Genomic DNA, 11,207 nt, shown 5'->3' on the forward strand with positions numbered 1-11,207 from the left:
AAGGTAGGGTGCTAACACTGACCCGAATAATAGTAACGCGAGCAATGGCGCAGGCACAATTCTACGGAAGTGCAATGGGCACCCCCGGACCTCAGTGTTGGGTGCGGTAGCTGTCGAGTATCGAGGCGACGTCATCACCGAGTTCGGAGAGCTCCTCGGGCGCCAGCTTGCGTTCGGCCATGGAGCGGAGGGCAACGATCTGGGCCTGCAGCAGACGCGCCAGTCGCTGGCAATCGGTGGTTTCGATCAGCTCGCCCTGCGCCTTGGCCTGTTCAAGCGCATCATGAATCACATCCTGAATGGACGCCAGGATGCGCTGGGCCTGCCGGGCCAGCGCAGGGTGCGTGTTGCTGGATTCCAGCAGGGTTTTGACGATCATGCACGCGCGTGAGGGCTGGGCTACGGCTTTCCTGCCGCCATTGGCAATCCCCCGCAGATAGGCCTGCAGACCATCCACGATGGACGGGGCCTCTTGAAGGTAGCCCGACAGCTCCTGCGCACCCTGGTCGGCGTACATGGCCAGTGCTTCGGAGAACAGATTGTCCTTGTTGCCAAACGAGGCATAGATGCTGCCCGGTCGCATGTCCAGTGCTTGTTCGATCTGTTTCATGGAGCTGCCGTGATAACCCCGCTCCCAGAACAGGGTGACCGCTTTCTGCAAAGCCGTTGTTCGGTCGTATCGGGCGTTTCTGGCCATAGTGTCAGTGTGTCGTGAAAAGATATTTTGAGTGACCGCTCAATTATAACTTGAATGACTGCTCAAGAACAGGTAGCCTGAAGTCATTATTGAACGATCACTCAAAAAAGGAGTCTGTTATGACCGATTTCACATTGCACGATGAAACTACTGCCCCGGAAAGGGCCAAGCCTCTGTTGGAAAACTCGCTGAAGGGGTTCGGCATGATACCGGGATTGCACGCGGTAATGGCAGAGGCACCCACGGTGCTGGAGGGCTACCAGAAACTGCATCAACTGGTCCTCGACAGCAGTTTCGACAACGACGAAACCACGGTGGTCTGGCAAACCATCAACGTCGAGCATGCTTGTCACTACTGTGTGCCCGCGCACACTGGTATTGCCAAGAGCATGAAAGTATCCGACGACATTATTAACGCGCTGCGCGACGAGACGCCGCTACCCAGCGAGAAGCTGGAAGCACTGAGGACTTTCACCCTGGCAGTGACGCGCAAGCGCGGCGAGGTTAATCGGGAGGATCTCGATGCCTTCTATCAAGCCGGATACGAGCACCGCCACGTTCTTGAGGTGATTCTGGTGCTTTCGCAAAAGGTGATGAGCAATTACATAAACCACATTGCCGAGACGCCGGTCGACGAGGCGTTCCAGAAGTTCGCCTGGCAAAAAGCCAAATAAGCAAGGCGAACGCGCGTTGCGGACGCGAGCTCAGCCCGCGTCCGTCGCCAGAATGCTGGCCTGCCTTTCCCGCTTCCGGTTCTGGAGGCGTTTGTCGACACACTGGTCCTCCGCGTTCAGGATGACCACGCACTCCAGGCACTGGATGCATTCGTCGTAATCGATTCGCCCGTCCTTGCGGATGGCATTGATACCGCACTCGTTTTTGCAGTGCTGACAGGGGCTGCCGCACAGTTCCACGCGATCCAGCCAGCTGAACAGGCGCAGCCGGCCGAGAACGGCGAGCCCGGCGCCCAGTGGGCACAGATAGCGACAATAGAACTTGTGGATAAACATGCCCACCAGCAGGAGGCCTACGGCATAGGCCACAAACGGCCAGTACCGGACGAAAAACAGGGTAATACCGGTTTTGAAGGGTTCCACCTCGGCCAGCTGTTCAGCCAGCGTCAGCGAGTAGAAGGCCGTGCCAACCAGCCCGAGCAGGATCGGGTATTTGAGCAGGATCAACCTGCGGTGCCACCGTTCCGGCACCTTGGCCTGGGGGAACCGCAGTTTCTCGCCGAGCCAGGCGGCCATCTCCTGCAGAGCCCCGAACGGGCACAGCCAGCCACAAAACAGCCCACGTCCCCAGATGAACAGCGTAATGAAGGTGTAGGTCCAGAGAATGAACAGAATGGGATCAAGCAGGAACACATCCAGCGAAAAGCCATCCCAGATCGCCAGGAACAGAGTGTAGATGTTGACCACCGAGAGCTGACCCTGGGCATAGAAACCGATAAAGAACAGCGTGAAGAACAGGAAGCCCCAACGGAACCGGTGCACCAGGGCCGGATACCGGCTCAGGGTTCGCTGTTTCGCGAAGAACACCGTCAGTACGGCCAGCCCGCTAACCAGCAACGAGATTTGCCACCAGCGTTCCTTCCACAGGCCCACCCAGACCGGCGCCCGCGTCTGCTCCGGCAACGGCGCCACCTCGACGGTCTCGAACAGTTTTTCGGGGAAGGCGACCGGTACGTCCAGCGTGGTCCGGTCGACCATCAGGTGATTGCGCGCAAGCTCCACGTTCAGGCGGAGCGTCGCCGCGGCGCCGGGATTGAAGCCGGCGTTGCCTCCGACCCGGAACAGGGTCTGTTGGGCAAATTCCGGCATCGAATCGGCCTGCAGTTGGATACTGCCACCGAACATGTTCAGGTCCCGAAGCTCCAGTGACAGGTTGTTCTGGACCATGCCCAGCCGGTCCGGGGCGCTGGCGGGGACAAAGTCCTCGGACAGATGGGTAAACCGCCCGCGGGACATCACCACCAGAATCTTGGCGTCGTCCCCGGCCTTCTCCCGCAGTTGGGCATAGCCCTCCTGTCCCAGCAGGTTGCGCCCCACCATGGGCGAATTCACGTAGCCGTAGAACAGCTCGGTAAACGGCTCGCCGGGCCGGGGTTCCGGGGTGCCCGGGTAATCTGACAGAGGCCGGCCCAGGGCCTGTTCCACCGTATCCTTGGCCACCTGCCAATGACTGAGGTAACCGCGATCGATCAGCTCCTGCCAGGACAACGGCTCGAAGAAATCCGGTCGGGCGCGGGTGGGAGTGGCCTGGCTGAAGCCCTCGAGTTTAGCGCGGGCAACCTTCAGGGCCGACGACAGCACGGTATCATTGACGATCAACACCGACACCGTGGCCCTGCTGACTCCGTCAAAATGGACCACATTACCGTCCGGGTCCTTGCTGCTGCGGCTGGAGTTTGAAGTGTCGACGAGGATCTGTTCGCGCAGCGAGCGGCCGGTATACTGGTCGACGAAGTCGAACAGAGGCTGCTCGCCGAGGCCATGCAGGAATACCGGTTCGTGGTGATCCAGCACCCGGACCCCGGTAAAACGGCCACGGGCATCCAACCCGACCAGCAGCTGGATCGGTTTGCCGGCAAACCCCTGTAGCCGGCTAAGATCCGCCGATTCGTAGGCATAGCCCAGCAGTTCCTGGAGCTGATACACCGGGTACACGGGGAAATCCGACAGTTTGTCGTCGATCACTGTCGCTTTCGGGAACAGCTCCTGGATCATCGCCCGCTTACTTTCCGACAGCTCCGCACGGGCGCTGGACAGCAAGAACAGGCACGCCAGTAAGAGCACGATGCGCCCTGCCATGGGAAACTCCTGGGATTTCTTGTTGTTTGACACTTCATGCTAGAGCTTCTGGGCGAGGGCTCAATGCGACCTCGGAGCCAGCTCTCTGCTACTTTGTGAGGAGATCATCGATTTTCCGGCGCCAGACGAACGAGTGAGGATTGGATGAAAGTTGCCGTGTATTGCGGTTCCCGATCGGGAACTGACCCGCAGTATGCCCGCAAGGCCAGGGAGCTGGGGGAATTCCTTGGTGCCAATGGCGTGGATCTGGTTTTCGGTGGCGGTCACGTCGGGTTGATGGGGGTCGTTGCCGACTCGGTGCTGGAGAGTGGCGGCCAGGTCTATGGCGTGATTCCGGAGCACCTGCGGGATCGGGAGCTGGCTCATTCGGGCCTGACCGAGCTGTTTGTGGTCCGGGACATGCACGAGCGCAAGGCGAAGATGGCCGAGCTGGCCGACGGCTTTATTGCCCTGCCCGGAGGCATCGGGACGCTCGAGGAAATCTTCGAGGCCTGGACCTGGGGCCAGCTTGGATTCCATCGAAAGCCTTGCGGACTTTACAACGTTGGTGGCTTCTACGATCCGCTGCTGGAAATGGTCCGGACCATGAAGGCGGCGGGTTTCCTGAAACAGGAATACATCGACATGCTGGTGGTGGCGGATACTCCCGGGCAGCTTCTGGAAGGGTTCCGTCAGTACCGGCCGCCGCACGAAAAATGGACCTGATCAGAGTTACGGGCCCGGCCAAAAGGGACATGCTGGCATGCAGGAACTGGTGGAGGGCGTCGGAGAAATTGTCTGGGGGCCGCTGACCATCGCGTTGTTGGTCGGAACCGGACTGTTTCTGAGCGTGCGCCTGCGTTTTATCCAGCTGTTCCGTCTCGGCCTGTCCCTTCGGATTGCGAGCGGCCGGGATGTGGAAGATTCCCTGACCGGCGAGCTCAGTCATTTCAGCGCACTCACCGTGGCCCTGTCCGCGGCCATTGGCAACGGCAATATTGCCGGTGTGGCGACCGCCATCGCCCTGGGTGGCCCGGGTGCCATTTTCTGGATGTGGGTTACCGCCCTTGTCGGCATGGCGACGGTTTTTGCCAGTACCACGCTGGCCCTGAGGTTCCGCGTTTACGACCCGGAAACCGGCTATGCCGGTGGACCCATGTACTACATTGAGCGCGGGCTCGGGCCAAAATGGAAACCCCTGGCCCAGTTTTTTGCCCTCTGCGCAATCATCGCCGCCTATGGCACGGGCAACATGGTGGAAGCCAATTCTGTGGCCGATACCCTGGAGTTCTCCTTGCGTGACATCGTCGGCTACGAGCCCCGGGTGGGGACGGTTTTCGGGGTCAAGCTGGCCATCGGCATCCTCTATGGCGCGCTGATCTGGTTGGTGATCGTGGGCGGGATCCGCCGCATTGGCTGGGTGGTCTCGCGGCTGGTGCCGCTGATGTTTGTTGTTTATGTCGGCAGTGCGCTGGTGGTGCTCGGGCTGAATGCGGACGCGGTTCCGGCAGCCTTCGTCAGCATTATTTCCGATGCCTTTACCGGTACCGCCGCCACCGGTGGTTTTGCCGGTGCGGCGGTCATGACCACCATTCAGTTTGGCGTGGCCCGGGGTGTGTTCAGCAATGAGGCAGGCTTGGGAACAACGCCCATTGCGATGGCGGCAGTCCGGTCAGATGAGCCGGTGCGGGCCGGGTTGGTGGCAATGAACGGACCACTGTTCGATACCCTGGTGGTGTGCACCATCACCGCCCTGGTCATCATCACCACCGGGGTCTGGACCACCGGGGTCAGCGGCTCGGAACTGACCACCATGGCATTCAATTCCGCCGTACCCGATCTGGGCAAGCTGGCGGTCACCCTCTCGTTGTTGTTCTTCTCGTTTTCAAGCGTGGTTGGGTGGAGCTACTATGGCGATCGTGGCACCGGTTACCTGTTCGGCAACCGGCGGATTCGGGTCTACCGGAAACTCTTCTGCTTGCTACTGCCGCTGGGTGCAGTGATGGATCTGGAGTTGATCTGGGGGCTGTGCGACATCGCCAACGGCTTGATGGCCGTGCCCAACCTGATCGCGCTGCTGCTGCTTTCCCCCCTGGTGGTCCGGATGACCCGGGATTACTTTGAGCGCAAGGCCACGGAAGCGGTGGTGTGATGTTTCCGTTCTGCGGGCACGGCTCGGATTGGCGGTTGGGTTATTCGTTTTCGTCCCGCGCTTTCTTCAGCTGCTCCAGTTTTTCGTGCAACAGGGCTTCGAGTTTGATCAGCTGTTCCCGATTCTTCTCATTGGGTCTGTTGGTATACAGACTCACGTAGGTCTGGGTGACCTCGTTCAGTATCGGGTGGAGTTTCTTGTAGTCTTCATCGCTCATGACCTGTCCCCTCAAGTGGCAAACATCCCTAGTTATTACTATGGATCATCCTGACCATTGATCAAGGGTGCGAGTTCAAAGCCGGCTCACCCTGGCCATTAATTTGCGCCAGCCGATGGGCAGCCGCTTTTCCAGCGCCAACAGGGCCGGGTCCCGTTCATGCAGGGCTTCGAAGGGTTTCTTGCTGGCGTAGATAACCGTGTTGTTGGTTTTGCTGCGGAACATCAGAAGCACCGGAAACTGTTTGCGCAGCTGCCGAAAATACGGACCCTCGGGGTCCGGGGTCCGATGGTAGTTCAGGGCCAGCCAGCCCGACGGACTGAGCGCGCGGCTGCAGTGATTGATGAACATCCGCTGGGCCTGGGCCGGGCTCATGCGGTCGGCATTGTAGAGATCGGCGAGGATCATATCGGTACTGGCATCCGGGAGCAGCTCCAGGGCATTGCGGGCATCGCCGACAGAGACGGTCAGCCGGTTGCTCTGGGGCAGGCTGAAGAAGGCCCGGGACACATCCAGCACGGCCTGTCGCAGTTCCACGGCATGGATGTGGCATTCCGGGTAAAGGTGGTGGAAGGCGCTGGCCATGACCCCGCCGCCAAGGCCCAGAATGGTGACGTGCCCGGGTGAGGCGAAGGCCGCTGGCAGCATCATCGCGCGGTTGTATTCGTGGACCGGCAGGTAGGGCCGACGGCGGTCGATCTTGCTCTGCTCAAAAACGGAGTTGAAGGTCAGGACCCGATGCTTGCGGTAGTCGATCACCAGGATGCTGCCGAGGGTATCCCGAACATGGTGAATGATTTCCCCCTTGTTGAGCATCGGTCGGTCACTGACTCAGTTTGGCGATCGTGTCCTGGGCTCCGGCCGCGCGGGCGTGGCCGAGCGCGGTGGTGCCGTCGACATCGGTTGCCTCGGGGTTAGCGCCTTTTTCCAGCAGCAGTTGCACGGTGTCAGCGTGATTGCCGGCGGCGGCGAGCATCAACAGGGTTTCCCCGTTGCTGGTGCGGATATCCACCGGCACGCCGGCGTCCAGCAGGGGCACAAGCAGGCCTGCGGCGCCTTTGCGGGCCAGTTCGAAAAGGCCCTGGGCAAAGGCAATGGCGTCTTCATCCATCTGGTTTTCTGGCGGCTGTGGTTGGCCGGAATTTTGGTCGCTCATGGTGGTTCCCGTGGTGGTGAGTGAGCCTGTACTAGTCGCCGGGCGTAGAAACTTCGCCGTCTGCTAATCTGGACAGACCGGCAATACCCTTGCTAAAACCCTTTTATCACAGATCGGGTCTGTTCCAGACACCATGACTGAGATATAAGCCAACGATCAACAGGAGGCAACGCCGTGAAACTAAAGGTTCAAGGCATCGAAGAAGGTCAGCCGGTACCGGAAAAGTTCGCGTTTGGCGTTTACAGCGAAGAAGATCATATGAATTTCGGGCCCAATCGCAACCCGGAGACCGTTTGGGAGGACGCACCGGAAGGTACCAGGAGCTTCGTGGTCATGATGTTCGATCCGGATGTACCAAGTGTCGCGGACGATGTGAACCAGGAAGGCAAGACCGTGGCAAAAGACCTGCCCCGGGTGGATTTCTTCCACTGGCTGCTGGTGGATGTCCCCGCCACCATCAGCCGCATTCCCGAGGGTGAGGACAGCGATGGCGTCATTCCCAAGGGCAAGGAGCCTGGTCCGGGCCCCATCGGCATCCGCGGGGTAAACAACTACACCCAGTTCCTGGCCGGCAACCCGGATATGGCCGGTACCTACGCCGGTTATGACGGCCCCTGCCCGCCCTGGAATGATGAAATCATCCACCACTACCATTTCGAGGTTCATGCCCTGGACGTGGAAAGTCTGGGCCTGAGTGGCGAATTTGATGGCAATGATGTGCGCGAAGCCATGGCCGGTCACGTTCTGGCCAGTGCCCGGGTGACAGGGACCTATACCCTGAACCCTGAGCTCCGTTGAGCTCAATCCCGCCTTAAGTACCCATTATCTGGTATCCATGGAACCGGCACTGTCCGGTTCCGGCTTTCCCTCCAAAGCCCCCTGTGCCCTGATTCATTCTTCTGCCGTCCGCCGGGTTGGTTCAGGCATCCTCGGCAATCAGCGCCTCAAAGCTGGTGACGTCTCCGGGCTTGTCCGGATCGTAACCGGGCAGCTCCTGCAGGCGGGCAATGAAGGGTTCAGAACGCATCAGGTCAATAAGATGACCGAGGCTGGTCCGGTTTACCCGGTCTTCGCGGTAGAGCAGCAGATAGTGCTCACGGGCCAGCTCGAGGAATTCCAGGTCAAACTGTTGGGCAGCGGCTTCCACGCCGAATCCGACGTCCGCCATGCCGGCGGCGACAAAGGCGGCCACGGCGGTGTGGGTGAATTCGTGCTGAGGCGATCGGTTGATGCTGTCCTCCCCCAGGCCCTGTTGCTGAAGCAGGAGGTTAAACAGAACGCGGCTGCCTGAATGCCGGTCCCGGCCGATGAAACGCAGCTGGGAGGCGGCCAGATCCTGCAGGCTCCGGATCCGGTCCTGGTCGGCCTTGCGCATCATCAGGCCCTCGCGACGGGTGACGAAGCGGATCAGCCTCAGGTTGTCGTTGGACAGATGCTGCCGGTAGTGGGCAAGGATGTCCCGGGCCCGCTCCGGGCACGTGGGGAAGTGGAAGCTGGCCAGATCACATTCGCCGTTGGCGAGTGCCGACAGGGCTTCTTCGGGATTGCGATACTGGAGGTTGGTCTCGACCTGGTCCGAGAATTCCGGCAACAGGGCCACCGCGTATCCGTGGCTGGCGTAAAGCTGCAGGACGGGATGGCTGCCGGCCAGCAGTTGCTGGATCTGGTCGTTGAGTTCCGAGGCCATGCTGTCGATCTGGGGGCCGAGCCGTGCCTTCACCCGCTGGTCGGCCCACAGCAACTTGTCGCCGAGTTCCGAGAGTCGGGTGCCCTGGCCCTTCTGCATCACAACCAGTGGCATGCCAAAGAAATCGGTACCACGATGAAGGAGGTTCCAGGCGTGCCGGTAGGAGATACCGGCCCCTTGCGCTGCGGCGGTCAGTTTGCCGGTGTCGCGGATGCTCTCGAGAAGACGGAACAGGATCGGCTCGAACAGTTCGCCGTCGTCGGTGCGAAAGACCCAGGCGGGTGTGATGTTCAGCTTCTTCCTATGCATAGAGTTTCATATTCCGTGGCCGAAGGCAGGGTGCTAGCGTAGGCCTATTACTCTATCAGAACAAAAGCAGGTAGGAATAGTTATGCATATCTCGGAGCGGGCCAAGCAACCAGTGGATGGTGTCATGATGGCCGGCGCAGGGGACTGGACGCCTGACATGATTCGGGAGGAAGTGGACGCCCTGAAGCACAAGCCCGGCGCCCTGCTCCCAATCCTCCATGCGGTCCAGAACCGGATTGGCTACATCCCCGAGGGTTCGGTTGCCATCATCGCCGAATCCCTCCAGCAGACCCGGGCCGAAGTGCACGGGGTGATCAGTTTTTACCACCATTTCCGCACGCAGCCCGCCGGCAGCCATGTGGTGCAGGTATGCCGGGCCGAAGCCTGCCAGGCCATGGGTGGCCGGACTCTGGAGGCGCACGTTCGGCAGCGGCTCGGGGTGGACTATCACGGCACCACGGCGGATAACGAATTTACCCTGGAGCCGGTGTATTGCCTGGGCAACTGCGCCTGCGCACCCAATATCCGGGTCAATGACGACATACACGGCCGCATGACCCCGCAGAAGTTCGACCGGCTGACGGACAGGCTGATCACCGCCACCCTGGAACTGGAATAACCACAGGAGCAACCATCATGGTGACGAGAGTGTACGTGCCCTGTGATACCACTGCGCTGTCGCTTGGTGCCGATGAGGTAGCGCGCCAGATTCAGGTCCAGGCAGACCGGCGTGGACACCCCATCGAGCTGGTGCGTAACGGCTCCCGTGGCCTGTTCTGGCTGGAACCACTGGTGGAAGTCGAGACGCCCAACGGCCGCGTCGCCTATGGGCCGGTGGAGCCGGACGACGTTCCGGCCCTGGTGGCGGCAGGCCTGTTCGAGGCAAGCACCGATCATGCACTGTGCCACGGGGACATCGAGACATTGCCCTATCTCCGGCGACAGCAGCGCCTGACCTTTGCCCGCATCGGCATCATCGACCCGCTGTCGATTGCCGACTATCGGGCCCACGGCGGTTTTGCGGGACTGGACAAGGCGGTGACCCTGGCCCCACAAGCGATTGTGGACGAAGTCAAAACCTCCGGCCTGCGCGGCCGCGGCGGCGCGGCGTTTCCCACCGGGATCAAGTGGCAGACGGTGCACGACGAAGCCTGGCAACAACAGAAATACATTGTCTGCAACGCCGATGAGGGCGACTCCGGCACCTTCGCCGATCGGCTGGTCATGGAGTGCGACCCGTTCATGCTGATCGAGGGCATGATCATCGCCGGACTGGGCGTTGGTGCCACCCAGGGCTATATCTATCTGCGCTCGGAGTACCCGCTGGCCCATCGCATTCTCAACGAGGCCATCGAGCGGGCCGGGGCCGCGGGCTATCTGGGCCATGATGTCCGGGGCAGCGGCCGGGCCTTCCACCTGGAAGTCCGGCTGGGGGCGGGGGCCTACATCTGTGGCGAGGAAACGTCGTTGCTGGAGAGCCTGGAAGGCAAGCGTGGGATGGTGCGGGCCAAACCGCCGCTTCCGGCCATCAAGGGATTGTTTGGTCAGCCGACCGTGGTCAACAACGTCCTATCCCTGGCGGCGGTGCCGTTCATCCTGGCCCACGGCGGCCAGGCCTATGCTGATTACGGCATGGGCAGATCCCGCGGTACCCTGCCCATCCAGCTGGCGGGCAATATCCGGCAGGGCGGCCTGATCGAGCTGGCCTTCGGCACCACGCTCAGGGCCATACTGGAGGATTTCGGCGCTGGCACCGTCACCGGGCGGTCGATGAAAGCCGTCCAGGTGGGTGGACCACTGATGGCCTACCTGCCCGAAAGTCAGTGGGATACGCCACTGGATTATGAAGCCTTCGCCGAACTGGGCGCGGGCATTGGGCACGGCGGCGTGGTGGTGTTTGACGACACCGTGGACATGGGCGAGCAGGCCCGCTTCGCCATGGAATTCTGCACCGTCGAGTCCTGCGGCAAGTGCACACCCTGCCGCATCGGCTCGGTGCGCGGGGTGGAGGTGATCGACCGCATACGTGCCGGCGACCACCCGGATGCCAACCTGGTACTGCTGGAAGAGCTGTGCGAGACCATGGTGGATGGGTCGCTGTGCGCCATGGGGGGCATGACCCCGTTTCCGGTGCAGAGCGTGATCAGACATTTTCCGGACGACCTGACGGTCCGACCGACGCGCGTGGAGGCATGAC

At 61.0% G+C, this 11,207-nt stretch carries 12 protein-coding genes; 6 read left to right on the top strand and 6 right to left on the bottom strand.

Translation table 11 applies throughout. From position 1 onward, the window contains the following. Positions 1–91: 91 nt before the first annotated feature. On the bottom strand, positions 92–697 hold the full coding sequence (locus K0B93_RS12810) for a TetR/AcrR family transcriptional regulator (RefSeq protein ID WP_219867576.1): 606 nt from the start codon (positions 695–697) through the stop codon (positions 92–94). Positions 698–816: 119 nt separating this feature from the next. On the opposite strand from K0B93_RS12810, the gene K0B93_RS12815 reads away from it, so the two are divergent. Further along, positions 817–1,371, top strand: coding sequence for a carboxymuconolactone decarboxylase family protein (locus tag K0B93_RS12815; RefSeq protein ID WP_219867577.1), 555 nt, complete (start codon positions 817–819; stop codon positions 1,369–1,371). A 30-nt stretch (positions 1,372–1,401) separates the two neighbouring features. Here K0B93_RS12815 and K0B93_RS12820 read toward each other — a convergent pair whose 3' ends face one another. Further along, positions 1,402–3,510 (bottom strand): NosR/NirI family protein, encoded by a 2,109-nt coding sequence (locus K0B93_RS12820; RefSeq protein ID WP_219867578.1) that lies wholly within the window; start codon positions 3,508–3,510, stop codon positions 1,402–1,404. Positions 3,511–3,654: 144 nt separating this feature from the next. Here K0B93_RS12820 and K0B93_RS12825 point away from each other — a divergent pair, with 144 nt between their 5' ends. Further along, positions 3,655–4,215, top strand: coding sequence for a TIGR00730 family Rossman fold protein (locus K0B93_RS12825; RefSeq protein ID WP_219867579.1), 561 nt, complete (start codon positions 3,655–3,657; stop codon positions 4,213–4,215). A gap of 37 nt (positions 4,216–4,252) precedes the next feature. Next, positions 4,253–5,641 (top strand): alanine/glycine:cation symporter family protein, encoded by a 1,389-nt coding sequence (locus K0B93_RS12830; protein ID WP_219867580.1) that lies wholly within the window; start codon positions 4,253–4,255, stop codon positions 5,639–5,641. Between the two features lie 40 nt (positions 5,642–5,681). On the opposite strand, the gene K0B93_RS12835 is transcribed toward K0B93_RS12830, so the two are convergent. The 3 genes from K0B93_RS12835 to K0B93_RS12845 all read right to left on the bottom strand — a co-directional run bounded on the left by K0B93_RS12835 (position 5,682) and on the right by K0B93_RS12845 (position 7,014). Further along, positions 5,682–5,858, bottom strand: a complete 177-nt coding sequence (locus tag K0B93_RS12835) for a hypothetical protein (RefSeq protein WP_219867581.1) — start codon at positions 5,856–5,858, stop codon at positions 5,682–5,684. A gap of 75 nt (positions 5,859–5,933) precedes the next feature. Then, positions 5,934–6,674, bottom strand: a complete 741-nt coding sequence (locus tag K0B93_RS12840; protein WP_219867582.1) for a spermidine synthase — start codon at positions 6,672–6,674, stop codon at positions 5,934–5,936. Positions 6,675–6,681: 7 nt separating this feature from the next. Further along, positions 6,682–7,014 (bottom strand): ankyrin repeat domain-containing protein, encoded by a 333-nt coding sequence (locus K0B93_RS12845; protein ID WP_219867583.1) that lies wholly within the window; start codon positions 7,012–7,014, stop codon positions 6,682–6,684. A gap of 174 nt (positions 7,015–7,188) precedes the next feature. Here K0B93_RS12845 and K0B93_RS12850 point away from each other — a divergent pair, with 174 nt between their 5' ends. Continuing rightward, positions 7,189–7,812, top strand: a complete 624-nt coding sequence (locus tag K0B93_RS12850; RefSeq protein WP_219867584.1) for a YbhB/YbcL family Raf kinase inhibitor-like protein — start codon at positions 7,189–7,191, stop codon at positions 7,810–7,812. A gap of 121 nt (positions 7,813–7,933) precedes the next feature. On the opposite strand, the gene K0B93_RS12855 is transcribed toward K0B93_RS12850, so the two are convergent. After that, positions 7,934–9,010, bottom strand: a complete 1,077-nt coding sequence (locus tag K0B93_RS12855; RefSeq protein WP_219867585.1) for a substrate-binding domain-containing protein — start codon at positions 9,008–9,010, stop codon at positions 7,934–7,936. Positions 9,011–9,137: 127 nt separating this feature from the next. On the opposite strand from K0B93_RS12855, the gene K0B93_RS12860 reads away from it, so the two are divergent. Further along, entirely contained in the window at positions 9,138–9,629 is a 492-nt protein-coding gene (locus K0B93_RS12860) for a formate dehydrogenase subunit gamma (protein WP_416383212.1), read from the top strand. 17 nt (positions 9,630–9,646) lie between these two features. After that, positions 9,647–11,206, top strand: coding sequence for a formate dehydrogenase beta subunit (locus K0B93_RS12865; protein ID WP_219867587.1), 1,560 nt, complete (start codon positions 9,647–9,649; stop codon positions 11,204–11,206). The last annotated feature ends 1 nt before the right edge of the window (position 11,207 follow it).

Origin of the sequence: Marinobacter sp. F4218 (genome assembly GCF_019443085.1) — a bacterium.
Taxonomy (GTDB): domain Bacteria; phylum Pseudomonadota; class Gammaproteobacteria; order Pseudomonadales; family Oleiphilaceae; genus Marinobacter; species Marinobacter albus.